Origin of the sequence: Hydrogenophaga sp. RWCD_12 (genome assembly GCF_046604225.1) — a bacterium.
Lineage (GTDB): Bacteria > Pseudomonadota > Gammaproteobacteria > Burkholderiales > Burkholderiaceae_C > Hydrogenophaga.
Window position 1 is genome coordinate 231,218 of the sequence record NZ_JBKIXC010000003.1, and the last position, 24,449, is coordinate 255,666.

The 24,449-nt window shown below is 66.7% G+C and carries 24 protein-coding genes; 10 read left to right on the plus strand and 14 right to left on the minus strand.

The annotated features are described in order from the left end of the window. Positions 1–61: 61 nt before the first annotated feature. The 5 genes from ACLIJ1_RS13065 to ACLIJ1_RS13085 form a co-directional block, all read right to left on the minus strand. Positions 62–733, minus strand: a complete 672-nt coding sequence (locus tag ACLIJ1_RS13065; RefSeq protein ID WP_411365970.1) for a hypothetical protein — start codon at positions 731–733, stop codon at positions 62–64. Between the two features lie 101 nt (positions 734–834). Continuing rightward, positions 835–1,374: a VOC family protein gene (locus ACLIJ1_RS13070; protein WP_411365971.1), complete on the minus strand. Its 540-nt coding sequence runs from the start codon at positions 1,372–1,374 to the stop codon at positions 835–837. A 42-nt stretch (positions 1,375–1,416) separates the two neighbouring features. Then, positions 1,417–1,641: a DUF2783 domain-containing protein gene (locus ACLIJ1_RS13075; RefSeq protein WP_411365972.1), complete on the minus strand. Its 225-nt coding sequence runs from the start codon at positions 1,639–1,641 to the stop codon at positions 1,417–1,419. A gap of 17 nt (positions 1,642–1,658) precedes the next feature. Beyond that, on the minus strand, positions 1,659–3,359 hold the full coding sequence (locus tag ACLIJ1_RS13080; RefSeq protein WP_411365973.1) for an FAD-dependent oxidoreductase: 1,701 nt from the start codon (positions 3,357–3,359) through the stop codon (positions 1,659–1,661). A 486-nt stretch (positions 3,360–3,845) separates the two neighbouring features. Further along, positions 3,846–4,301, minus strand: coding sequence for a universal stress protein (locus tag ACLIJ1_RS13085; protein WP_411365974.1), 456 nt, complete (start codon positions 4,299–4,301; stop codon positions 3,846–3,848). 82 nt (positions 4,302–4,383) lie between these two features. Between ACLIJ1_RS13085 and ACLIJ1_RS13090 the strand changes: the two genes are divergently transcribed. The 5 genes from ACLIJ1_RS13090 to ACLIJ1_RS13110 all read left to right on the plus strand — a co-directional run bounded on the left by ACLIJ1_RS13090 (position 4,384) and on the right by ACLIJ1_RS13110 (position 8,630). Next, positions 4,384–5,523: an NAD(P)/FAD-dependent oxidoreductase gene (locus ACLIJ1_RS13090; protein WP_411365975.1), complete on the plus strand. Its 1,140-nt coding sequence runs from the start codon at positions 4,384–4,386 to the stop codon at positions 5,521–5,523. A 122-nt stretch (positions 5,524–5,645) separates the two neighbouring features. After that, entirely contained in the window at positions 5,646–6,020 is a 375-nt protein-coding gene (locus ACLIJ1_RS13095; RefSeq protein ID WP_411365976.1) for a hypothetical protein, read from the plus strand. A gap of 46 nt (positions 6,021–6,066) precedes the next feature. After that, entirely contained in the window at positions 6,067–6,540 is a 474-nt protein-coding gene (locus ACLIJ1_RS13100; protein ID WP_411365977.1) for a MarR family winged helix-turn-helix transcriptional regulator, read from the plus strand. A 93-nt stretch (positions 6,541–6,633) separates the two neighbouring features. Then, positions 6,634–7,671 (plus strand): Rieske 2Fe-2S domain-containing protein, encoded by a 1,038-nt coding sequence (locus tag ACLIJ1_RS13105; protein ID WP_411365978.1) that lies wholly within the window; start codon positions 6,634–6,636, stop codon positions 7,669–7,671. Next, positions 7,668–8,630 carry a PDR/VanB family oxidoreductase gene (locus ACLIJ1_RS13110; RefSeq protein WP_411365979.1) on the plus strand — a complete coding sequence of 321 codons (963 nt, stop codon included), beginning with the start codon at positions 7,668–7,670 and terminating at the stop codon, positions 8,628–8,630. The genes ACLIJ1_RS13105 and ACLIJ1_RS13110 overlap by 4 nt, the downstream gene beginning before the upstream one ends. Here ACLIJ1_RS13110 and ACLIJ1_RS13115 read toward each other — a convergent pair whose 3' ends face one another. The 4 genes from ACLIJ1_RS13115 to glmS form a co-directional block, all read right to left on the minus strand. Next, the gene (locus ACLIJ1_RS13115; RefSeq protein WP_411365980.1) at positions 8,631–9,068 is read right to left on the minus strand and encodes a response regulator; all 438 of its coding nucleotides are present in this window, start codon (positions 9,066–9,068) and stop codon (positions 8,631–8,633) included. It lies immediately after the preceding gene. Beyond that, positions 9,065–12,853, minus strand: coding sequence for a PAS domain-containing protein (locus ACLIJ1_RS13120; RefSeq protein WP_411365981.1), 3,789 nt, complete (start codon positions 12,851–12,853; stop codon positions 9,065–9,067). Before ACLIJ1_RS13120 ends, ACLIJ1_RS13115 begins: the two co-directional genes overlap by 4 nt. Then, entirely contained in the window at positions 12,850–13,911 is a 1,062-nt protein-coding gene (locus tag ACLIJ1_RS13125; protein ID WP_411365982.1) for an ABC transporter substrate-binding protein, read from the minus strand. Before ACLIJ1_RS13125 ends, ACLIJ1_RS13120 begins: the two co-directional genes overlap by 4 nt. Before the next feature lie 152 nt (positions 13,912–14,063). Beyond that, a complete protein-coding gene (gene glmS, locus ACLIJ1_RS13130; protein WP_411365983.1) occupies positions 14,064–15,926 on the minus strand; it encodes a glutamine--fructose-6-phosphate transaminase (isomerizing) in 1,863 nt (620 codons plus the stop codon). Positions 15,927–16,071: 145 nt separating this feature from the next. Here glmS and ACLIJ1_RS13135 point away from each other — a divergent pair, with 145 nt between their 5' ends. Continuing rightward, positions 16,072–16,584 (plus strand): Lrp/AsnC family transcriptional regulator, encoded by a 513-nt coding sequence (locus ACLIJ1_RS13135; RefSeq protein ID WP_411365984.1) that lies wholly within the window; start codon positions 16,072–16,074, stop codon positions 16,582–16,584. 81 nt (positions 16,585–16,665) lie between these two features. Beyond that, positions 16,666–17,370 (plus strand): DUF2726 domain-containing protein, encoded by a 705-nt coding sequence (locus ACLIJ1_RS13140; protein ID WP_411365985.1) that lies wholly within the window; start codon positions 16,666–16,668, stop codon positions 17,368–17,370. Between the two features lie 46 nt (positions 17,371–17,416). Here ACLIJ1_RS13140 and glmU read toward each other — a convergent pair whose 3' ends face one another. After that, complete coding sequence (gene glmU, locus ACLIJ1_RS13145; protein WP_411365986.1) at positions 17,417–18,826, minus strand: bifunctional UDP-N-acetylglucosamine diphosphorylase/glucosamine-1-phosphate N-acetyltransferase GlmU; 1,410 nt, start codon at positions 18,824–18,826, stop codon at positions 17,417–17,419. Between glmU and ACLIJ1_RS13150 the strand changes: the two genes are divergently transcribed. Next, the gene (locus ACLIJ1_RS13150) at positions 18,825–19,733 is read left to right on the plus strand and encodes a DUF6279 family lipoprotein (RefSeq protein ID WP_411365987.1); all 909 of its coding nucleotides are present in this window, start codon (positions 18,825–18,827) and stop codon (positions 19,731–19,733) included. The genes glmU and ACLIJ1_RS13150 overlap by 2 nt on opposite strands. A 30-nt stretch (positions 19,734–19,763) precedes the next feature. Here ACLIJ1_RS13150 and ACLIJ1_RS13155 read toward each other — a convergent pair whose 3' ends face one another. Continuing rightward, on the minus strand, positions 19,764–21,026 hold the full coding sequence (locus ACLIJ1_RS13155; RefSeq protein WP_411365988.1) for an anion transporter: 1,263 nt from the start codon (positions 21,024–21,026) through the stop codon (positions 19,764–19,766). A 120-nt stretch (positions 21,027–21,146) separates the two neighbouring features. Here ACLIJ1_RS13155 and ACLIJ1_RS13160 point away from each other — a divergent pair, with 120 nt between their 5' ends. After that, positions 21,147–21,569, plus strand: a complete 423-nt coding sequence (locus tag ACLIJ1_RS13160; protein WP_411365989.1) for a PKD domain-containing protein — start codon at positions 21,147–21,149, stop codon at positions 21,567–21,569. A 65-nt stretch (positions 21,570–21,634) separates the two neighbouring features. Here the strand turns inward: ACLIJ1_RS13160 and ACLIJ1_RS13165 are convergent, their stop codons facing one another. Further along, a complete protein-coding gene (locus ACLIJ1_RS13165; protein WP_411365990.1) occupies positions 21,635–22,624 on the minus strand; it encodes an MBL fold metallo-hydrolase in 990 nt (329 codons plus the stop codon). Positions 22,625–22,735: 111 nt separating this feature from the next. Beyond that, complete coding sequence (locus ACLIJ1_RS13170; RefSeq protein WP_411365991.1) at positions 22,736–23,332, minus strand: TetR/AcrR family transcriptional regulator; 597 nt, start codon at positions 23,330–23,332, stop codon at positions 22,736–22,738. A gap of 155 nt (positions 23,333–23,487) precedes the next feature. On the opposite strand from ACLIJ1_RS13170, the gene ACLIJ1_RS13175 reads away from it, so the two are divergent. Then, positions 23,488–23,865 carry a TfoX/Sxy family protein gene (locus ACLIJ1_RS13175; RefSeq protein WP_411365992.1) on the plus strand — a complete coding sequence of 126 codons (378 nt, stop codon included), beginning with the start codon at positions 23,488–23,490 and terminating at the stop codon, positions 23,863–23,865. On the opposite strand, the gene ACLIJ1_RS13180 is transcribed toward ACLIJ1_RS13175, so the two are convergent. Continuing rightward, positions 23,851–24,351, minus strand: a complete 501-nt coding sequence (locus tag ACLIJ1_RS13180; RefSeq protein WP_411365993.1) for a DUF2917 domain-containing protein — start codon at positions 24,349–24,351, stop codon at positions 23,851–23,853. The genes ACLIJ1_RS13175 and ACLIJ1_RS13180 overlap by 15 nt on opposite strands. Positions 24,352–24,449 lie beyond the last annotated feature (98 nt).

The window sequence follows — 24,449 nt, forward strand, 5'->3', positions numbered from 1 at the left end:
CAGGTCATTTGACCTGCCTTTTTTGTGTGCCGGTGATCCGGCGATCTGAGTCGGTGCCGGTTCACACCCGCTGGTTGATCAGACTTCCGGCCCCGAGCGGCTCCCAGCTGCCGGCGCCCTGTTCGGTGTAGGCCGTGGGTTCCAGTTCGCGACGCAGCGCGGCCGGAATCGGCTCGATGCCGGGCAGCTCGACCTGCGTCTGGATCGCTGGAGACGCAGGCTTTGGTGCGGCCGTGGGCTCGACGCCAGAGATCGCCGGGAGGGCGCCCACCGCAGCGCCGTCGCCCGGGATGGCGTCGGTCTTTTCACGGCCCAGCACCACGTCGACCACCGCCGCACTGGCTTTCCACACCGAGGCCAGCACTTCCTTGAGCTGGACCTTCTGTTCTTCCTTCTCGCGCGCCTTCTGCTCTTCTTCCAGGCGCTGTTCGTTCTGGATCCTGTTTTCTGCGGCACGGTCGGCGACCGACATTGCGTCGCCGTCCTTGTGGCCGCGCGGCAGCAGGGGTGCCGGCTGTGCAGCTGGCGCGCCGGAAGTTGTTTCGGGCGTCGCGCGGCTGACCGCCGGCGCGGACGCGCCTTGCGGCTTCTGGCCTTGACGGCCGGAATCGGTCTGCGCATCGCCGGAGGACGATGGCGCGGCGCCGACCGCAGGCACGGCCTGTACCGGCGCCGTCGGCATCGGCGGCGCGGTGGGCCAGCTCACGGGCTGGCTGGAGCTGATGTTCAACATGGTTAACCCCTCTTTCGGGTTGGGCGGAAGTGGCTTTTCCGCTGTTCCCAAGGGTTTTCGACCATCTAAACCGGAACTTGAGGGGTATTCACCCCCCAATTTCAGCTGGCAGCGAATTCTTTTTCGTGCATCCAGGCGGCGTGCTTGGGCGCCCGCTTGGTCTTCGACCACTCGTTGAGCATGTCCCACTTCACCTCGTCGAGCTTCTTCATCATCTCTGGCGTGGCGGTGTTGGCCGCCAGCTCCAGGCGGTGGCCGTTGGGATCGAAGAAGTAGATCGACTTGAAGATGGTGTGGTCGGTGACGCCCACCACCGGGACGCCGGCCGCTTCCAGCCGTGCCTTGGTGGCTTCGAGCTCGGCCACGGTGTCGACCTCCAGCGCGATGTGCTGCACCCAGTCGGGCGTGTTGGGGTCGCGCCCCATCTCGGGCGCGTTGGGCAGCTCGAAGAAGGCCAGGATGTTGCCGCCGCCCGCGTCCATGAACAGGTGCATGTAGGGGTCGGGCGCGTGGGTCGAAGGCACCTGGTCTTCGGCGATGGCCAGCACGAAGTTCATGCCCAGGTGCTTCTGGTACCACTCGACGGTGGTCTTGGCGTCCTTGCAGCGGTAGGCGACGTGGTGGATCTTGCGGATGTTCATGGAGGGTCTCCTTCGGGTGTTCCGTGGTCGGATTGGCTGGGTTCAGACGCCTTCGCGGGCGATCGCGAGCGCCTGCTTCAAAGCGGAGATGTCACCGACCTGGTTGGCCAGCAGCAGGATCAGCTTGGCGTTCAGCATCTGGCTCTGTTCGTCGCTGAGGTCGCGGTGGGTCTCGATCAGCGCTTCGTAGAAATCGTCGCCGGGCGTGAAGTCGCGAAAGTAGCGCTGACCGGGTTCGGCGAGATTGGGTTGCAGTTGCAGGGTCATGAAAGGTCTCCTCGAAGTCAGGCAGCGACGGCTTCGGGCTGGGAAGCGGCAATGCCCAGGGTCTGCCCGGTGGCGCGGGCCAGCGCGGCTTGCACGGCGGCCAGGTCGGTGCGGCGCCAGCGCGCGGCCACGTGCTGGTCGGGGCGGATCAGGTAGCTGGTGCCCGGACGGGCGTCGTAGCGCTGGGCGAACAGGCCGTCGCGGTCCTGCAGCACGGCAAAGCCAACGGCCGTTCCGCCGTGCGGCGTCACCAGCACCGTCTCGACCGGCACCGCGCCGGCGGACAAGGCCGTGGCCTGCGCGCGCAGCGACGGTTCGAGCTGGCCCGGGTCGTCCACAAAGGCCAGCAGCACGAAGCGGTTGCCCAGCTGGTCGAGCAGCCAGGCGTCCTGCCCGGCCACGCGCACCGGCGCGTCGTCCAGCGGCGCACCCGGGACCATGTTGCCTTCGAAGGCGTCCACGTCGGGTGTGTTCAGCGCCGAGTGCACCAGGAAGGCGGGCACAGAGAGACGCCCCGAGTTCACCAGCTTGCGCGCAAACGGCTGGGTGCGCGCCAGCTCCAGCGCGGCGTTGCGGAACAGTTTGCTGACCGCGCTCTTGGGCGTGATGAAGTCGGTCGATCGGGTGGAGTTGCGGATGTTCTCGTCGGCCGCATACGTCCGGTCGGCGTCGTAAGTGTCCAGCAGCGCCTCGGGCGCCTGGCCCTTCATCACCAGCGCCAGCTTCCACAGCAGGTCGTCGGTGTCCTGGAAGCCGGAGTTCGCGCCGCGCGCACCAAACGGTGAGACCTGGTGCGCCGCGTCGCCGACGAACAGCAGCCGGCCGTGGCGGAAGCTCTTCATGCGCCGGCACTGGAAGGTGTAGATGCTGGCCCACTCCAGTTCGAACTCGCGCTCATCGCCCAGCATGGCCTTGACGCGCGGGATGATCTTCTCTGGCTTCTTCTCTTCTTCCGGGTCGGCGTCCCAGCCGAGCTGGAAGTCGATGCGCCAGACGTTGTCGCTCTGCTTGTGCAGCAACACCGACTGGTTGGGGTGGAACGGCGGGTCGAACCAGAACCAGCGCTCGGCCGGGAAATCGGCCTTCATGATCACGTCGGCGATCAGGAAGCGGTCCTTGAACACATGGCCCTCGATGTCCAGGCCGAGCTGGCGCCGCACATTGGAACGCGCCCCGTCGGCCACGATCAGCCAGTCGGCGTCGATCTCGAAGTTGCCGTCGGGTGTTTCGACGCTGACGCGTGCGCCGTCGTCCAGCGGCTGCACGCCAGCGACCTTGTATTTCCAGCGCAGGTCGGCGCCGAGCTCGGTCGCGCGGTGAACCAGCACTTCTTCGAGGTGGTACTGCTGCAGGTTGATCATGCCCGGGCGCTTGTGGCCGGCGTCTGGCACGAGGTTGAAACGGTAGACCTCTTCTTCGCGCATGAAGGTGCGGCCAACGTTCCAGCTCACGCCCTTGTCGACGATGGGGTCGCCGACACCGAGACGGTCGAGGATTTCGAGGGCGCGCTTGGCGTAACAGACGGCGCGCGAGCCGAAGGAGACGCTGTCTTCTTCGTCGAACAGCAGCACGTCCAGTCCCTGCAGGCGGGCATCGATGGCCGCGGCCAGGCCGACCGGGCCGGCGCCGATGACGATCAGCGGTTTGCGCTGGGGCGCGCCGGCAATGAGGTCTGCCGGGCCGCGGTAGGGGAAGGTGGGGTAGGTGTAGGTGCCCATCGAGGTGTGTCTCCTGCGTGGTCTGCACCGGCGTGTTCTGGTCCGCCGGCCGGGTGGTTTGGTCCGGGGCGTACTGTAGCTCAGAATTTCTTATTGGTAAATACGTTTCTCTAAACGTAATTTCTTTTGCACCGGCAGTAGCGGCTCTATCGGCGTTTCTCGGCAGCATCTCTGCAGGCCGAAAGCGGTCTGGCGCCCTGCGCCGCTCATGTCCCCCGACGGCCTATGGCCGTCTCCTCCTTTACTTCGCTCTGCAGGGCACCAGACCGCTTTCGGCGAGGCATTGCAGGCGCGCCCACATTGGTTTCCCAACATTTGTGCGAGCGCCAACGGCGTGGGGCGACCGACGCAGCGAAGTAAAGGAGGAGGACCGGCACAGCCGGTCCGGGGGACATGAGCGGAGTTGGTCACCCCACGTCGTTGGCGCAGAGAGAGGGGGAGTCAAAAAGTGCGACGAGTGAAGAGAAGCCGCCAGAGAAACCAAAACTACTCGTCCTCTTCAGACAGCGCGACAGGCTCCCGCACCACCGTCACCGGCACGGGCGAATGGTCCACCAGATGCTGCGTCACCGACCCCAGCAAGGCCGCACGCAAGCCACCGCCCGTACCCGCCGCCATGATCACCGCATGACAGCCGTGTGTCTCCACCAGATCGACCAGCGTGTTCGCCGGATCGCCCGTGATCACCACCTGCTCGACCTTCTGCCCGGCCGCTTCCAGCAAGGCCACCGCCGGACGCAGCAGGTCGTGGCCCGCCTCGGCATTCACCTTCTCCAGCACTTGCGGATCGTGCGCCACCACCATCTCGTACAGCGTCGCACTCTCCTGGACGTTTGCGACCACGAAGTGCGCCCTCAGACCCGAGTGCACCAGGCGCATCGCGTGGTTCACCGCCAGCAGCGCATGGGACGAACCGTCGACCGGGATCAGGATGTTCAGCATGGTGCGTTCCTCCGTCGGTTGGGACACACTGACAGGGCATCAGCGCGTGGATTCATGATGCCACGCAAGTTCTTCGCACACCATGACCTCCCTCAATCCACATCCCGATGTCATCGTCATCGGCGCCGGCATGGCCGGTGCTTCCGTCGCCTGGTGGCTCGCGCCGCACGCTCGGGTCCTGTTGCTCGAAGCGGAAAGCCAGCCCGGCTACCACTCGACCGCCCGCTCGGCCGCGCTCTACATGGCCAGCTACGGCTCGGCCCAGGTGCGCGCCCTCACTCGTGCCAGCCTCGGTTTCTATGTATCACCGCCCGACGGGTTCTGTGAACACCCCCTGCTTTCTCCGCGCGGAGCGATGATGGTCGCCACGCCCGAACAGATGCCTGCGCTGCAAGAACACTGGGCCATGCTGGCGCCGATCAATCCGCTGGCGCAGCGGCTCTCGGGTGCGGAAGCCGTCGAACGGGTGTCGGTGTTGCGGCCGGAATGCGTGGCTGGCGGCGTTTACGAACCTGACGCGGCCGACATGGATGTGCACGCGATCCACCAGGGCTTCCTGCGCGGCGTGCGGAGACACGGCGGCGAGCTGGTCTGCGGCGCGCCAGTGACTGCGCTGCAGCGCCGGGGCGGCGTCTGGACCGTGCGCTCCGGCGAGCGGCAGTGGCAGGTACCCGTGGTCATCAATGCGGCCGGCGCCTGGGCCGAAGTAGTGGGCCGGCTGGCGGGCGCACTTTCCATCGGCCTGGTGCCCAAGCGGCGTTCGGCCTTTGTGTTCCAGCCGCCGACCGGTCTGGCCTGCGCAGGCTGGCCGCTGGTGTTCGGCGCAGCCGAAGACTGGTACATCAAACCCGACGCCGGCCTGTTGCTCGGGTCGCCCGCCAACGCCGACCCGGTGCCGCCGCAGGACGTGCAGCCCGAGGCGCTGGACATCGCGATGGCGATCCACCGTATCGGCGAGATGACCACCTTGCAGATCACGCGCCCGGTGCGCACCTGGGCCGGCTTGCGTTCCTTCGTTCCCGACGGCGGCCTGGTGGGCGGCTTCGACGCGCAGGCCGAAGGCTTCTTCTGGCTCGCCGGCCAGGGTGGCTACGGCATACAGACCGCGCCTGCGATGGGCGAAGCCTGCGCCGCACTGGTCCGCGGTCAGCCCCTGCCCGGTCGCATTGCTGCACAAGGCCTGACGGCGGACGACCTGGGCCCGGCGCGACTGGCGGGGTGATCCAGCAGCCACAAAGTCTCAAGGTGCAACGCGGTGTGACGATGAACCTGTCAACACTGACAGTGGCAGGCATCCCTCTTTGTGATGTGATGCGCTGGCGTTTCCGAACCTCCACACCTGACATGGACAACCAGACACCGGAACTGTTCACTGCTTCGGCCTGGGGCTGCCTTCCCCCGGCTGCCGCGCGCCTGCAACCGCTGTCCGCGCGGGAGCCGGACAATCTTGGGCCAGGCACCCCCTTGTCGCCGCCCGAGCCGACCCTTGTCGAATCGCTGGGTTTTCCGCGCGACACGCCGCCCCGCCTGCTGGCCCGGGTGCTCGAAGACATCCATGCCACCGCGCCCGGGCACCGCGTGGACCGGCTCTACACCCCCGGCGTGCTCAGCCGCCTGTTCAGCCAGTCGGCCGCGCAGGCGTCTTATGCCATGGCCATCCTGTCGATCGTCGAGTCGCGCCACTACGCTTCGACGCTGGAGCAGCTGCGGAGCGCCTGACGGTGCCGCGTAAGATCGCGGCTCCATCCCGCCGCCGATCGCTCCCGTGAACTCGGATCCCCCGAATACCCCGTCGCTGCAGGCCGAACCTGGTCACCTGATCCGCCGCGCCCACCAGCTGGCGGTCTCGGTGTTCCACGACACCCACGGGCGCCAGATCACTCCCGTCCAGTACGCGGTGCTGCGCGCTCTGCAGGACGCGCCGGGCATCGACCAGGTGACGCTGGCCGACAAGGTGGCGCTCGACACCTCGACCACCGCCGACATCGCCACCCGCCTGGAAGCCAAGGGCTGGATCGTGCGCGAACTGCTGCCCCGTCGCCAGCGCGCCCTGCGGCTGACGGCCGAGGGCGATGCGGTGCTGGCCGAAATGCTGCCGCGCGTGCGGCCCATGTATTCGCGGCTGCTGGATGCCCTGGAGCCGCAGGAGCGCGACGAATTCCTGCGCCTGCTGGGCAAATTCGTGCACCTCAACCAAAGCGGCGCAGACAGCAGAACCCCGGGAAAACCCGAAGCCTGAACGGCTTTTCAACGCCCGGCGTCCTGCCTACAATCCGCTTCATTCAGCATACTGAATGAAGTCATTCCAAGCCCGCCGACACAGGAGACACACATGTTCCCCCTCAACACCTGGTACGTGGCCTGCGCGGCCCACGAAATCGCCGACAAGCCCCTGGGCCGCACCATCTGCAACCAGGCGATCGCGTTCTACCGCGCCCTGGAAGGCAAGGTCGCTGCGGTGGAAGACTTCTGCCCGCACCGCGGCGCCCCGCTGTCGCTGGGCTTCGTCAGCGAAGGCAAGCTGGTCTGCGGCTACCACGGGCTGGAAATGGGCTGCAACGGCAAGACCATCGCGATGCCCGGCCAGCGCGTCGGCGGCTTCCCCGCCATCCGCAGCTTCCCGGTCGAGGAGCGCTACGGCTTTGTCTGGATCTGGCCCGGCGACAAGGACAAGGCCGACCCGGCACTGATCCCGCACATGGAGTGGCACGACAACCCCGAGTGGGCGTACGGCGGCGGGCTGTATCACGTGAAGGCCGACTACCGGCTGATGGTCGACAACCTGATGGACCTGACGCACGAGACCTATGTGCACAGCAACAGCATCGGCCAGCCGGAAATCGACGAGACGCCCTGCAAGACCACGGTGAACGGCGACGAAGTGGTCACCAGCCGCTTCATGAACGACATTCCCGCGCCGCCGTTCTGGAAGGCTGCGTTGCGCGCCAAGGGCCTGGCCGACGACGTGCCGGTGGACCGCTGGCAGGTCTGCCGCTTCACGCCGCCCAGCCACGTGATCATCGAGGTCGGTGTCGCCCACGCCGGCCATGGCGGCTACGACGCGCCGGCGGATCACAAGGTCTACAGCAAGGTGATCGACTTCATCACGCCCGAGACCGACACCTCGATGCACTACTTCTGGGGCATGGCGCGCAAGTTCAAGGCCGATGACGCGGCACTGACGGCGCAGATCCGCGAGGGCCAGGGCAAGATCTTCTCGGAAGACCTGGAGATGCTGGAACGCCAGCAGAAGAACCTCAGCGCCTTCCCGGAGCGCGCGCTGCTCAAGCTCAACATCGACACCGGCGGCGTGCAGTCGCGCAAGGTGATTGATCGCCTGATCGCCGAAGAGAAGGGTGAACCGGCATGAGCGCCACCATCCGGGTGCGCGTGGCGGAGCGGCGCGCGGAAGCGCTGGACATCTGCGGTCTGGACCTGGTGGCCGCCGACGGGAGCGCGCTGCCAGCCTTCACCGCCGGCGCCCACATCGATGTGCACCTGCCCGGTGGCCTGGTGCGGCAGTACTCGCTGTACAACGCACCGGGTGAGACACAGCGCTACCGCATCGCCGTGCTGCGCGATGCTGCCTCGCGCGGCGGCTCGGCGGCGGTGCACGAACACCTCCAGCCCGGCACCGAACTGAGCATCGGCCAGCCGCGCAACCTGTTTGCGCTCGACGAATCCGCCCCGCACCACCTTCTGCTGGCCGGCGGCATCGGCATCACGCCGCTGCTGTCCATGGCAGAGCGCCTCTCGGCCATGGGCGAATGCTTCGAGCTGCACCACTGCACCCGCTCGCCCGGGCGCACGCCGTTCCTGCAGCACATGGCCGCATCGCCGTTTGCACGCCACGTGCAGCACCACCACGACGACGGTGCGCCCGAACAGAAACTGGACCTCGCGGACACCCTGGCGCGGGCGCCCGCAGGCACCCACCTGTATGTCTGCGGACCGACCGGGTTCATGGACGCCGTGCTCGCGGCGGGGCGCTCCGCCGGTTGGCCCGAAGAGCGTCTGCACCGCGAATACTTCGCGGCAGCACCCGCAGACAGCAGCAGCGACGGCAGCTTTGAAATGGAGATCGCCAGTACCGGCCGCGTGGTGCCGGTGTCCGCCGGCCAGAGCGCCCTGGCGGCCCTGCTGGCCGCTGGACTGGACATTCCGATGTCCTGCGAACAGGGCGTCTGCGGCACCTGCCTGACCGGCGTCAAGGCCGGCACGCCCGAGCACCGCGACCAGTACCTCACGCCCGAGGAGCGCGCGGCGAACAACCAGTTCCTGCCCTGCTGTTCGCGCGCCAGCAGTGCGCGCCTGGTGCTCGACCTCTGATCAGTAGCGGTCGGTGCGCTCGTTGAGCACGCACCAGTACAGCTCGATCTGCTCCGCCACCTCGACGAACTTGCTGAAGCTCACCGGCTTCTCGATGTAGGAATTGACACCAATGTCGTAGGCGGTCTTGAGGTCGCGGTCTTCGCGCGACGAAGTCAGGATCACCACCGGGATGCGCCGGAAGCGCTCGTGCGTCTTGAGCTGCCGCAGCACCTCCAGCCCACTGACCTTGGGCAGGTTGATGTCCAGCAGGATCACCGCCGGCACCTGCTCGCCCGCCTCCCAGCGCGGGATGAAGGCCAGGGCTTCTTCGCCGTCGCGGGCGATCTGGACGTGGTTGGTCAGGCGCTTCTTGTTGAAGGCGCGCAAGGTCAGGTCCAGGTCCATCGGGTTGTCCTCGACCAGCAGGATCGGCGGCGGCTGCAGCGAAGCGTTCATTCGGGAAACTCCAGATAGAAAGTGGCTCCGGCTCCGGGCGAGCTCTCGGCCCAGACCCTGCCGCCCATGCGCTGCACGGCCTTGGACACCAGCGCCAGTCCGACGCCGGTGCCCGGAAACTCCTCCGCGCGGTGCAGCCGCTGGAAGATGCCGAACATGCGATCGTGGTATTTCATGTCAAAACCCACCCCGTTGTCACGTACCCAGATGACACGGCGACCCGCTTCCAGACGCGCGCCGATCTGCACCAGCGGCGGATGGCTGTCGCGGCTGAACTTCAGGGCATTGCCGATCAGGTTGCGCAGCACCACCTGGATGCCTTCGCGGTCCAGCGGCAGGGTGAAGCTGGTCATGTCCAGCCGGATCTGAGCACCCTGGCGCTCGATGTCGTCCTGATAGCCGTCCAGCACCGCATCGACCAGCCCCTTCACATCGACCGGTTCCGGCGCCATGTCGCGCCGCTCCATGCGCGAATACTCCAGCAGGTCGGAGATCAGCTCGCCCATCTGCTGCACGCCCTGGCGGATGCGGCGCACGAACTGGTGCCCTTCTTCGTCCAGCTTGGGACCGTACTCCTCCACCAGCAACTGGCTGTAGCCATCGATGCCCCGCAGCGGCGCCTTGAGGTCGTGCGAGACGGTGTACGAAAACGCCTCCAGCTCCTGGTTGGCCTGGCTCAGCTGTGCCGTGCGCTCGGCCACCCGCTGCTCCAGCTCCTGGTTGATCTGGCGCAGCCTCTCTTCGGCGCGCACCGACTCCGTGATGTCCAGCAGGGTGCCGATGTAGCGCGGCTTGAGGCCCTGTTCGTCGCGGTTGATGCGTCGTGCGGTGCGACGCATCCAGCGCATCGGCCCTTGCTCGGGGTTGGTCCGGAACACGAAGTCTTCCGGTGGGCCGCCTTCGCGGATGCGTTGCATGTCCGCCACCACCTGCGGACGGTCATCCGGGTGGATGCGGTCCAGGTACTGCTCGTCGGATGGCGGCCGGGACGCGGGCTCCAGCCCCAGGTTGCGGAACAGCTGGGCCGAGACCTTCAGGCGCTGGGTCTGTGCATCGCCCGCCCAGCTGCCCAGCAGCGACACGGTTTCGGCTTGCTCCAGCATGTCGCGCAAGTCTTTGGCCGCCTGGTCGGCCAGCACCCGCTCGGTGACGTCCATCGTGGTCCCAAAGATGCGCAGCACCTGCCCGCTCCCATCCCGTGCAACACTGGCCCGCTCCTCGACATGGCGCACGCCGCCCGGCGTGACGATGCGGTGCTCGATCTTCATCACGTCCGAACCCTGGTGGGAACCTGTGCGCTCGACATGGGCCTTCACCCGCGCCAGATCGTCCGCATGCACCACGTTCAGGTAGGCCTCGATGCTGGGCGTCACCTGGCCGGGCTCATAGCCCAGCACCCTGAAATGGTGATGGGACCAGCTCACCCGCCCCTCGGGCAACTCCACGCTCCAGCTGCCGATCAGCGCCACCGACTGGGCTTCGTCCAGCCGGGCTCTCTCCAGACCCAGTGCGGTCTCCGCCGCCTTGCGCTCGGACATGTCGCGCAGGATCGCCGACAGGTACATCAGCTGGCCATCGGGGCCGTGGTGGGCCATGATGAGTTGCGACATCGGCACTTCCTGACCCTGGGCGTCGTACACCGCCGTCTCGCCCAGCCAGCGGCCGTGCTGGATGGCGGCCGGAATCCCTTCTTCACGCACCTTGGTGGCTGCCCATGGCGGATGCACACGCTCGATCACATCGGCCAGTGGCGTGTCCAGCGGCAGCCCCAGCATGTCGTAGCCGGCCCGGTTGAAATAGAACACCCGACCTTGTGGATCGGCCATGCTCACGATGTCCGAAGTGGCCTCCAGCACCGACACCAGCCGGTCGCGCTCGTGCTGGGCCTCGACCAGCTCGGTCTCGTCCAGCACCATCCCGACGCAGCGCACGAACTGCCCGTCTTCGCGTTCGAACTCCGCGCGCACGTGCAGGTGACGCACACCACGGACGGGGTTCAGGATCCGGCAACGGAGATCACACGGCTGACCGGTATCGGCACCCCGACGGACCGCCTCCCGCACCAACGCCCTGTCCTCCGGCACCACCAGGGCGTCAGCCTCTTCCAGGGTGAACTCCGGTCGGTCGGGATCGGTGCCGTAGATCACCAGGGCATGCGGCGAAGCAATGAACCTGCGGTTGCGCAGGTCCAGCGTCCAGCTGCCCATGTGACCAATGCGCTGCGCCTTGAGCAACTGATCCTGCATCTGCTGCAGCGCCTGTTCGTACCGCTTGCGTTCGGTCACGTCCTGGATGGTCGAGAACAACTGCCGGACCTGCCCACCCTCGTCGTGCACCGCACGCACGTCGATCTCGGTGTGCACCAGGTGCCCGTCCTTGCGCACGAAGCGCTTGGCCATGCGGTACCCGCTGCGCCGGCCAGCGATCAGCTCGTCGAACAGTGACACGTTGCGCTCCAGGTCTCCCGGCGGCGTCATCTCGGCCCAGTTCATGCGCAGCAGTTCGTCCCGCGAATACCCGAGGATGTGGCACAGCCGGTCGTTGACCTGCAACCAGCGCTTGTCGGCCGGGGAGGAGATCGCCATGCCCAGGAACGGCAGCTCGTAAAACATCTGCAGCAGCCCGGCTTGTTCCCGCTGGGCCCGCTGGGCTTCCTTGCGCTCGGTCACGTCCAGCAGGATGCCGCTGATGCGCACCACCTCGCCGCGTTCGTCCCGTTCGTGGCGGGTATGGTCGCTCACCCAGGCCGTGGAGCCATCGGCCCGATGGATGCGGTACTCCTGTCGGTACTCGTCGGGGCCTTCGGCGAGGAACCGGTCCACCTCGTCCCCCACCCATGCGGCATCGTCCGGATGCAGCAGGGAGGCAAACGGCACCTTGCCCTCCACCAGCGCCTTCGGGTCATAGCCCCACTGGCGGATGTTGTCGTTGACGTAGTGCACCGGCCAGCCGGGCTCCCGTCTCCACTCGATTACCACCAGCGGCGAACGGTTGACCAGTTCGCTCATGTGCAGGGCAACAGCCCGGTCGGCCTGCAGCTGTTCGGCCATGCGGTCGGCGGCCCGCCCGATCAGCGCCAGCTCGTCGCGCCCGTCGATCCCCGAGCGCACCGTCAGGTCTCCCGCCCCCATCGCACCCAGTGCGCCCGCCAGGCGCAACGCCCGCCGGAACCACATCACGTGCAGCAGCAGCGCCAGGAGCCCCGCAAAACCCAGCGCCGCACCCGCCTCGATCGACAGATCTCGCAGCGCAGCCTGCCGGTGTTGCGCCAGCGGAATGGTGATGTCGACCAGCGTGACCAGACGGTGTCCGTCCAGCAGCGGCACCCAACCGGTGATGAGCGGGTGGTCCTTCACCTGGACCATGTCGATCGCCGGACGCACTGGCCCCTGCAACAGCGCGGCCACCAGATCGCGCTGCTCGACCCGCGCCAGCGCCTGGTCCAGTGGCACACCGATGTCCGAGCGGGAGAGGGACGCCAGCACCCGGTTGCTGCCATCGACCAGGTAGGCGTGACTGAGACCGTCCAGCACACCCAGGGACGACACGATGCGACGCAGCATCATCGTGTCGCCATTGCCCAGACCGATGTCCAGCCGGCTCTGTTCGATGCTCAGCCGGTCCCTCAGGCGCTCACGCTCGAACTCGACCACGTCGGTCGAGATGTGGTGCATCTGCCCCAGGTACCTCAGTCCGATCGCCCCCAGCGCCAGCAGGAAGATCATCAGGGGCACCATCCGGTGCCCCGCCATGCCCAGCAGCGCCTGGCGCAGCGCCCGCCTCATGGCTGGCGCTCCTGCAGGCCGCGCAAGCGCTGTGCCCAGTCTTCATCGAGCAGGCGTCCCCAGTCGGGCGACTCCTTGAGCAGCCCCATCAGTTGCAGGGTGAGCGCGAGCCCTTCGGACTGCTGGCCCAGCTCGCGCGGGTGGCCCGACAGCAAGGCCAGACTTTCCTGGGCGCTGTAAAACCGCAGGCCCTGCAGGGTTGCCAGATAGTCGGCGGGCGTGAGATCGACACCGACAGCGAGCACCTGGGCAGCGAGCTGCGGTTCGCGCTGCATGGCCTGCAGCCCGCGCTGCCAGCCGGCGGCCAGCGCCTCGACCTGATCGGCATGGCGGGCCAGCACCCGTTCATGCACCACCAGCACGTCGACAATGTCTCCCGACATCTGGCGGCTGTCGAAAATGGCGGAAAAACCCGCCGCCCTCATGGCACCAGCCAGAGGTTCGAACGTCACCGCCGCATCGACACGTCCCGTGCGCAGGGCGGTCAGATGCTGGGAAGCCTCCATGTTCTGGACGGCAACCTCGTGCGGCTGCAGGCCACCGGCTTGCAGCAGACGCTGCAGCATCAACGCGCCGACCGTGGTCTTCTCGACCGCCAGGCGCCGGCCACGCAACTCGGCTGGCGACCGGATGTCCGACCGTGCCACCACCACATCGGCACCGGCGGACGCCGACAACACCGCCACGATGCGGACATCCACGCCCTCGTCGGCCAGGCGCAGCGCCTCGTCCAGGGTCAGCGCAGCCCCGTCCAGCAGTCCGTTGCGAAAATGGCGCAGCGCCTCGGAGCTGGACGACAGCTCGACCACCTTGACCAGCTTCGTGTCCAGCAGGGCCTTGTCGCGGGCCAGCACCAGCGGGTCGTAGCCGACCCAGGGGTTCATGCCCACCTTGAGGGGGGGCGTTGGTGCCGGCTGGCAGGCAGTCAGCGCACTCGCCAGGGCCGCGACACCCAGCCCGGACAGCAGCCGGCGCAGGCAACGCCACACGAACAGCGGCACGACCCGCGTGTCGCACGGGGTCGGCGACCTCCCTGTTGACGGTGAAACGTGGGTCATGCGTGCGTTGGGCGACAGCAATCCTGAATCATTTTGTCACCTTCATTCTCGACGACAAACGGATTTGCTGCGCCCGTGCGCACCCTGTACACCAAAGCGCTAATGGATGGCTGAGCCCTCAATCAAAAGCGCTCAACAGCCAGTCCTCCGGCCTATTCCACGGTCACCGACTTGGCCAGGTTGCGCGGCTTGTCGACGTCGGTGCCCTTGGCCAGGGCCGTGTGATAGGCCAGCAGCTGCAGCGGCACCACATGCAGCAGCGGACTGAGCGCGCCGTAGTGTTCGGGCATGCGGATCACGTGGATGCCTTCGCCGCTGGCAATGCGCGTGTCGGCATCGGCCAGCACATAAAGCACGCCGCCACGTGCGCGCACTTCCTGCATGTTGCTCTTGAGCTTTTCCAGCAGAGCATCGTTGGGCGCCACCGTCACCACCGGCATCGCGCTGGTCACCAGGGCCAGCGGGCCGTGCTTGAGTTCGCCGGCCGGGTAGGCCTCGGCGTGGATGTAGCTGATTTCCTTGAGCTTCAAGGCGCCTTCGAGAGCAATCGGGTAGTGCAGGCCGCGGCCCAGGAACAGCGCGTTGTCCATGCGCGCGAAGTCCTCGGACCAGCTGATGACCTGCGGCTCCAGCGCGAGCACGGCCTGCAGCGCGACCGGAAGGTGGCGCATGGCCTTGAGGTGTTCGGCTTCCTGCTCGTCGCTCAGGCGGCCACGCACCTGCGCCAGCGCCAGCGTGAGCAGGAACAGGCCCGCCAGCTGGGTCGTGAACGCCTTGGTCGAGGCGACGCCGATTTCCACGCCGGCGCGGGTGATGTAGGCCAGCTTGCACTCACGCACCATCGCGCTGGTGGACACGTTGCAGATCGTCAGCGTGTGCGCCATGCCCAGGCCCTGCGCGTGGCGCAGTGCGGCCAGCGTGTCCGCCGTCTCACCGCTCTGGCTGATGGTGACGACCAGGGTCTTCGGGTCGGGCACGCTGGTGCGGTAGCGGTATTCGCTGGCAACCTCGACCTGCGTCGGGATCTGCGCGATCTCTTCGAGCCAGTACTTGGCCGTGCAACCGCTGTAGTAGCTGGTCCCGCAGGCCAGGATCAGCACCCGGTCGATCTGCTTGAAGATGCCGTAGGCGCCGTCACCGAACAGTTCGGGTGTGATGCCACCCACGCCTTCGAGCGTGTCGCCGATGGCGCTCGGCTGCTCGAAGATTTCCTTCTGCATGTAGTGGCGGTAGGGCCCGAGTTCGGCCGCACCGCTGTGCGCATGCACCGTCTTCACCGGGCGCTGCGCCGCGTCGAAGCTGCGGCCCTGGCCGTCGGCCACCCAGTAGCGTCCCAGCTGCAGGTCGACCAGGTCGCCCTCTTCCAGATAGACGATCTGGTCGGTCACGCCCGCCAGCGCCATCGCGTCGCTGGCCAGGAAGTGTTCCTTGCCGCCGTCGCCGACCCCGAGCACCAGCGGCGAACCGGCGCGTGCGCCGACCACGCGGTGCGGCTCGTCCTTGTGGAACACCGCCAGCGCGTAGGCGCCGTGCAGCTGGGCGATCGCCGCCTGCAATGCCGCAAAGATGTCGCCGTTGTAGAGCGAGTCGATCAGGTGGGCGATGACCTCGGTGTCGGTCTGGCTCTCGAACACGTAACCCTTGGCCTGCAGGGCGGCGCGCAACTCGTCGTGGTTCTCGATGATGCCGTTGTGGACCAGCGCCACCCGGCCAGCCGAGCCGTTGCTCGAGGTGTTGCCCGGCCCGTGGCTGAAGTGCGGGTGCGCGTTGTGCACCGCCGGGGCGCCATGCGTGGCCCAGCGGGTGTGGGCGATGCCGGTGCCGCTGGCGATGTGCTCGGCCTTGACCTGCTCGATCAGCTCGGCGACGCGGGCCGTGCTGCGCGCGCGCCGCAGGCCGTCAGAGTGCACCGCCACCCCGCAGGAGTCGTAGCCGCGGTACTCCAGCCGCTGCAGACCCTGCACCAACACGGGAACCACATCTCGCCCCGAAACGCCCGCCACGATGCCGCACATAGTCCGTCACTCCAGATGATTGTTGAATCGACAGGGTGAATGCTAGGAGTCGCACGAAGAAATAGGCTTTCAAAAAGATTTCCTTCGTAGAATTTTCAGCCGACAATTCTCAGGAAGATCTATTTATTTCATTTTAAGTCATTTGATGGAACAAGAATTTCTTGATGCCACCGACCTGCGCCTGCTGGAACTGCTGCAGGACGATGCCAGCCGGCACAACCAGGCGCTCGCGGCGCTGGCCCACGTGTCGCCTCCCACCAGCCTGCGGCGCATCAAGCGCCTGCGCGAAGCCGGTGTGATCGAGCGGGAAGTGGCCATCCTGAATCCGGAGCGACTCGCGACCGTGACGGGCCATGGCCTGACCGCCCTGGTGGAGATCACGCTGGAGCGCCAGGGTGCCGAGCACTTGGATGCGTTCGAAACCCATGTAGTGCCCGACCCCGCGGTGCAGCAGTGCTACCGCGTCAGCCCCGGCCCGGACTTCATGCTGGTCGTGCACACCCGCGACATGCCGGCCTATCTCGCTCTGGCGCAGCGCCTGTTCACAGCCAGCGCCAACGTGCGCAACGTCAAGGCCTTCTTCAGCGTCAAGCGGGCCAAGTTCGACCCGCGCCTGCCGCTCGTCGCCTCTGCCGGCACACCGTCGACCCACGAGTAACAAAGGGTTAATTGGCTGTTTTCAAAGTAACACCAACCTAGAATCGCCACACAAAAATTTTGATAGCAGACCGGAGGTTTCATGTTGCCGTTGTGGATCGCATTCTTGCTGGCTGTGGTGCTGGTTGCCGGTGGCATCTGGGTGTACCGGCGCTACTTCCGCAAGGTCTCCGGTCGCGAAGACCGTTACACGCCCGAACGCATCCTGACCCCGGAACAGGTCAGCATGCTGGATTACTTGCGTGACACCTTTCCGGACCAGGTCGTGTTGCCTAACGTGGGGCTCAAGGACATGCTGTCGGTGCGGCGCGCCAGCGACCGCGAACGCGCCATGGACCGCCTCCGCAGCGAGAAGGTCGACTTCGTGGTCTGCGATGCCGAAGGCCGTCCGGTGTTTGCTTTCGATGTCGAGCAGTACCACCTGAGCGATGCCAAGGCCAAGGCCCACCGCATCAAGATCAAGAACCGCATCCTCAAGACCGCTGGCGTGCGTTTCCTGTTCCTCAAGAACAGCATCCACCGCATGCCGGCCCCGAACGACTTCCGCCGGCAGCTGGATCTGGCGGCGCTGCCGCGCCCGAAGCAGCAGGACGCCGAACACGGCGAGAGCATGCGCCAGCAACTCGAATCCAAGATGTCCGAGTACGACACGCTGGTCTACCCGAACACCGGCTTCAAGGAATCCGAGGTGATGGGCCTGAGCGGCCTGATGGGACTGGGCGACGCCAAGGCCGATCGCAAATCCGAGCGCGACCGCCAGATCGAGAACGTGCGCCGCCGGGCCTGACCCGCACGGACACAGCCACCCGCGAGGGCTGACGCCGGTTCCGGCCTCAGCCCTTTTTCTTGGCCGGTCGTGACCAGTTCGGAATCACCACCTGCCGGCCACGCGCCACGCTCAGCGCGCCGGGCAGCGTGTCTTTGGTGATGGTCGAGCCACCGCCGACCGTGCCGCCCGCACCAATGGTGACGGGCGCCACCAGCACGCAGTTGCTGCCCACATGCACATCGGCCTCGATCACGGTGCGGTGCTTGTTGGCACCGTCGTAGTTGGCGGTGATGCTGCCGGCGCCGTAGTTCACCCGCTCGCCGACCACCGCATCGCCCAGGTAGGCCAGGTGGTTGGCCTTGGCGCCATCGGCCAGGGTTGAGTTCTTGACCTCGACGAAGTTGCCGATGTGTACTTCGCGACCGAGCTTGGCACCCGGGCGCAGGCGGGCAAACGGCCCGATCAGGGCACCGGACCCGACCGACACGCCGGCCTTCTCGCCCTCGATGTGGGTGAAAGGATGAATGACGGCACCGTCGCCGATCACCGCATTGGCGATCACGCAATTCGCGCCGATGCGCACGCCGGCCCCGAGCTCAACGCGGCCTTCGAACACGCAGTTGACGTCGATCTCCACGTCCTGGCTGCAGACCAGTTCGCCGCGCACATCCAGCCGCGCCGGGTCGGCCAGCCGCACGCCCTGCACCATGAGCACGTCGGCAACGCGGCGCTGATGCGCGCGTTCCAGCTCGGCCAGCTGCACCGGGCTGTTGACGCCCGCCACCTGCAGCGCATCGGTGATGCGGTGCGCCTGCACCGTCAGGCCATCGGCCACCGCAAACTTCACCACGTCGGTCAGGTAATACTCGGCCTGGGCGTTGCGGTTGTCCAGCCGAGCCAGCCAGCCACGCAGCAGCTTCGTGGGCACAGCCATGATGCCGCTGTAGATCTCGGTGATGGCGCGCTGCGCTTCGCTGGCGTCCTTGTGTTCGACGATGGCCGTCACCGAACCGTCGGCTGCGCGCACGATGCGCCCATATCCGGTCGGGTCGGGCATTTCCAGCGTCAGCAGGGCCAGCCGCTGACCGCCGCACAGGTCGAGCAAGGCCTGCAGGGTCTCCGGTTTCGTCAGCGGCACATCGCCGGACAACACCAGTGTCACGCCGTCGTCGGCCAGCACCGGCACCGCCTGCTGCACGGCGTGCCCGGTGCCCAGTTGCGGCTCCTGGCGAACGAACTGCAACTTCAGCGCCGCGCCAGAGTCCAACGCCGGAGCGATCAAACCGGCCTCGACCTGATCGGCGCCGTGGCCGGTGATCACGACCACCGAACGCGCCGATACCCGGGCCGCCGTGTCGATCACATGTTGCGCCAGTGCGCGTCCACCCAATCGGTGCAACACTTTGGGCCTGCTGCTCTTCATGCGCGTGCCTTTGCCGGCCGCCATCACCACCACATCCACAGGGAATGACATGAATACCTTTCCTGAGGCCACCAAGGGCACATCCAACTATCCGAGGATTATCGCCCGCGGCCTCCTGCTGGCCCTGCTGCTGCAGCTGCTTTCGGCCTGCAGCATGCTGCGCCTGGCCTATGGGCAAGGCCCCAGCCTGGCCTACTGGTGGATCGACGGCTACGCCGATCTCAGCGAGCTGCAGACGGTGCAGATGCGCAAGGACATCGACGGCTTCTTTGCGTGGCACCGGGGCAGCGAGTTGCCCTACTACGTCACCAGGCTGCAGCAATGGCAGCAACTGGCCACCGCCGAGAGCAACACCGACCTGGTGTGCGCCCAGTTCGATGTGTTGCGTGCGGCTTACCTGCGTGTGGTCGACCGCAGCCTGGAGCCCATGGCGCGACTTGCGCTGACGATGACGCCAGCCCAGCTTCTGCACCTGCAGCGCAAGTACGCCAAGAACAACCAGGAGTACGAGCGCCTGTACATCCGCGTGAACAACGAAGAGCGCATCGCCCACCTGATGGACAAGGCACTGGAGCGGTACGAGCCGGTGTACGGCAGCCTGAACGATGCCCAGCTCAAGCTCCTGCGCGAGCGCATCCGCCAGTCACCGTTCGATGCGGTGCGGGTGAATGCCGAGCGCGTGCGCCGGCAGGCCGACCTGATCAAGACCCTGCGTGAACTGCAGGCCGACCGCAGTGCCACGGTCGCGACGGCCACCAACGCGCTGCGCCGCTGGCACGAACGCGTCATGCAGTCACCCATCCCGGGGTTTGCTGCCTACAGCGATGGGCTGGTGCGCAACGGCTGCGAGCAGTTTGCCGCGATCCACAACACCACCACGCCCGAGCAGCGTACCCACGCGGTGCAGGTGCTCAAAGGCTACGAGACCGACCTGCGCGCGGTGGCCGCGCCGTACTGATCACGGCGCGCAACGGCCAACCGTGGGGACTCAGGCCAGCCACCAGACCGCGGCCAGCGAGACCACTGTGACCGGCAAGCCGGTGACGGCGTGGCGCTTCCAGTCGAGCGTGATCCCCTCCTTGGCAGCCAGGTCCGCCACGATGAGGTTGGCGATCGACCCCACCAGCAGCAGGTTGCCGGCGAAGGTGCTGACCAGCGCCAGCCGGATGCCCGCAGCCGCCGGGTCGGCACCCAGGTGCGGCAGCAACAGCATCACCGCCGGCACGTTGGACACCAGGTTGGACAGCAGCGTGCCGACCACCAGCAACGCGCCAGGCTCCGACAGGTGCACCCCTTGCGCGCCCAGCCAGGCCACCGCTTCGTTGGCCAGCCCGGTCTGCGCGAACGCATGGTTCACGACAAACAGGCCGATGAACAGCAGCAGCAAAGGCCAGTCCACATAGCCCATCACGTCGGCCGAATGCAGGCGCCGGCTCAGCAAAAGCACCGCTGCGCCGACCAGGGCCGCGACCTCGCGGTTCCAGTCGGTGAACAGGAACACCCCCATCAGCAGCACCGCCACGGTCAGCCCCTTGGTGGTCTGCCAGCGGTCGAACGGCGCCTCGTCACCAGCGCCCGGTATCCGTTCAGGCGGCCGGGACGGCACAGGCGCTCCAGCCCTGGCACCTGGCCCGAATGCCAGCCACGCCCACAGCAGCAGCAGGCTGACACCGACAGGCAGTACCGCAGCCTTCAGGTAGCTCCCGAAAGGCAGCTGCAGCACCGAGCCGATCAGCATGTTCTGCGGGTTGCCGATCAGCGTCGCGGCCGACCCGATGTTCGCGGCGCAGGCCAGCCCCAACAGGAACGGCACCGGGTGAAGCCCACGACGCAGGCACAGCCGGGCCACCACCGGCGTCATGGCCAGGCAGACGATGTCGTTGGAAAACACCGCCGACAGGACACCCGCCACCACGATCAGCGCCGCCAGCAAACCGGCCCGGGACAGCGGCAGCGCGCCCACCCGGCGCGTCACCTCGGTGTAGAAGCCGCCCATCCGCATCTGGGCCGACACCACCATGAAGGCAAACAGCAACACGATCGTCGGCAGGTTGACCGACTGTGCCGCCTCTTCCAGCGGAATGCCCGACAGCGCAATGACCGCGATGGCCCCCAGCAGGGCCACGCCCGAACGGTCGAGCTTTAACCGCGGCAAGCCACCGAGGAACATGCCCAGGTAGACGATGGCAAAGACCAGGGCAACGCCCCAGCGCGCGGTGTCGGTCGATGAAAAAGCGGAGGAAAGGGCCATGAAAGCTACAGATGGATACACGATTGTCGGCGCCAGAAGGTGGCCCGCCGCCGGGGCAAAGGCATTACCATCCTTGGAATCAGCCTTCGGGAGCACCGCATGACGATATCCAACAAATGCTTGAGCCTCTGGAAAATCTACCTCGCCAGCCTGCTGGCCCTCGCGCTGACGGGCTGTCTGCCGGTGCCGATTTTCGAGGTCACGCCCAGCACCGCGCGCGCCGGCACCGAACTGACCTTCGACGCCTCCGGTTCGGTGGTCGCCACCGTGCCCGAAGGCAATGTGGCCGTGGGCTGGTCCTGGAGCTTCGGCGACGGCGAGACCGCCAAGGGCGAAACGGTGACCCACACCTATGACAAGGCCGGCACCTACACGGTCAAACTGACCGTGACCGACAGCGCCGGGCGCGAGGCCTCGATTGAGGAACCGCTGGTGGTCAAGGAAGCACTGGTCACGACCACCACTGACACCACTGACACGACAGACAGTACCGACTCCAGCACGACGACCACGACATCGACCACCGCGACGACCGCGAAGTAGGTCGCGTTAGCCCACAACAAAAAACCCGCCAAGGCGGGTTTTTTGTTGTCTGCGAAACGCTGCGATCAGCCCTGCAGCGACTTCCACATTTCCATGTCGCGCTCGGCGGTCCAGATGCGCGGATTCTTGATGCCTTTGGCTTCGTCGTAGGCACGGCTGACGTCGAACGGCAGGCAGTGTTCGTAGATGAACACGTGGCCGAACACCGGGTCCATGCTCTTGCGGGTGTGGGCCATCGCGCCCTTGAGGTCCATGTTGGCGGCCGCCGCTTCCTTGCCGGCCTGGAACAGGGTGGTGACCCAGCGCTTGGTGTAGTCCAGCGCCTTGTTGACATCGGCGTTGCCCTTCATGGCTTCGCCGCGGCCGGGCACGATGAACTCGGCGTTCAGGGCGCGCAGGGCTTCGAGCGTGGCAGGCCACTCTTCCAGTTGCGCGTCACCGGTGTAGACGCCGGCTTCGTACTCGACCAGGTCGCCGCTGAACAGCACCTTTTCTTCCTCGACCCAGGCGATTGTGTCGCCGCGCGTGTGGCCATGGCCGGGGCTCCAGATCTGCACCACCACGCCGCCCAGGTTGATCGAAAGCTTGCCGGGTTGCTCACCCTTGGTCGGATCACCGCCGCCGATCACCATGCTCGGCCAGGTCAGTCCGGGCACCGAGTCGGCGCCGCGGAACAGGCGCGGGAAGCGCTCCATCTCGCTCTGCATGTCCTGCGCACCACGCTCCTGGATCAGCTCCAGCGTGCCCTGGCTGGCGATGATTTCGGTCGCGCCTTCGGCAAAGTAGGCGCTGGCACCGAGCACGCGCACCGCGTGGTAGTGGGTCAGCAGCACGTACTTGATCGGCTTTTTGGAGACTTTGCGGATCTGCTTGATCAGGTCGCGCGCCATGGCCGGGGTGGCGGTGGCGTCGCTGACCATGATGAATTCGTCGCCAATGATCACGCCCGAGTTCGGATCGCCTTCGGCGGTGTAGGCCCAGCAATGCTCACTCAGCTGTTCGAAGGTGATCTTCTTGTCTTGCAGGTCGGCCTGCGAGGCGAAGGCTTTGCTCATGGGATGGTCTCCTGTGGGATGTGTGAAGGGCGCCGGCGGCGAACCGAGGAATTTTACTTAATCGAAATCGATTACGGATAAGTAAACAAAAGACCCCGCAGTTTGCTGGGGTCAACCCAGGCCGCGTTCCAGTACCGCCACCACCTCGTCGGCGAACGCGGCGTAGCTCATCGGCCCGCCCGGGCGCAGCCAGGTGAAGGTCCAGTTGATCATGCCGAACAGCATCATGGTCAGCGCGGTCTGGTTGACGGGCGTCACGCGGTCCGGGTAGGCGCGCTTGAGGAAGCGGGTGAAAGCGGCCACAACATCGCGCTGGCGGTTCAGGATCAGCTCGCGCTGCACCTCGCCCAGGAACTTGGTGTCCGACACCAGCGCCACATGCCGGGTGGCCGAGCTTTCGTACTCCGTCAGGAAGGCACGCACCAGTTCATTGAGGGCGTCGCGCTCGGACAGATTCTTGCGCTGCGCGCGCGCCTCGGCCTCGCCGATCAGCGCCAGCAGGCGCTGGGTGTAGCGGTCCAGCAAGTCGAACAGGATCGCTTCCTTGCTTTCGTAATAGTGGTACAGCCTCGCCTTGCTGGCGCCGCAGGCGGTCGCGATGTCGTTCATGCTCGCGGCCGGGAAGCTCTGGCGCGCGAAGCACTGGGCGGCAACGTCGAGGATTTCCTCGCGCTTGAGGTCGTGGGTAGCGGACTTGGGTCTGGCCATGAAACATTGTCCCACCCCCGCGCCGCGCTTCGCGCGTCACCCCCTCAAGGGGGCGGCGCGAGTGGCCCGGCGAAGCCGGTTCCACCGCGCCCTGGATCAATGCCCTTCACTCGGCTGTGCTGGCGTTGTCCGTGTTCCCTGACTACGATGCCGGGATGGCGACCCGACCCATCTCCGATCCCCTTGTGCTGCATGCCTGCGAGCTGTTGTCCTGCCTCGGCCCGGTGCAGGCCAGGCGCATGTTCGGCGGCTACGGGCTGTCGGTGGACGGGATGAACGTGGCGATCATTGCGTACGACACGCTGTTCCTCAAGTCGAACGAGCAGACCAAACCGCAATGGCTGGCGGCTGGTGCGCGGGCCTTCGAGTACGAGGCGCGCGGGGAAATGCGCCAGACCCACTACCACACGCCCCCCGACGAGGCGCTGGAGTCGCCGGCGCTGATGGCGCCCTGGGCCCGGCTGGCGCTGGAGGCGGCGGTCGCCGCCCGCCAACCCAAACCGCGCCGCCGCAAGCCTTCAGGACCGCAGTGACTCCAGCGGCGTGAGCACCCGGCCACGCCCCGCCACCAGAAACTCGCCGTAGCCCAGTAGGCCACGCAGCACCCGCGCCAGCGCCAGCCCCGACTGACCCATCGCCGCCCCCAGCTCGCGCAGGGGCAGCAGCACATCGCGGCCGAACCTGTCGGTCTCCATGGCCGGCGCCGCAGCCTCGGTCCAGTCAAAGCACACAGGGTCCGACGCACCGCGCGGTGCCAGCGGCTCCATCACCAGCCGGGCACCCGCCGGCACCAGCAACACGTCGCCGTCCTGCAGGAAGCGGTCGCCCGCCCCATCCGGCGACATCACACCCGGTTCACCGAGCGTGACCCAGACGCGACCGCGCCGGATGCGCAACACCGCCGTGTCCTTCGGGCGCAGGCTCATGGCGCAACCAGGGTGAAGGCGCCAGGCACCGGCCCGGGAAGCGCTGGCAGCGGGAGAGAGGGCAGGGGAAACGGGGTAAACGACGGCAGACATGAGGCACTCCTTGGACTTCGACACGGATGCCATCTTCCCGCCGGCGTGTCGACACGTCCAATGAAATGGGGCTAAGCTATTGATTCCGCATCCGCATC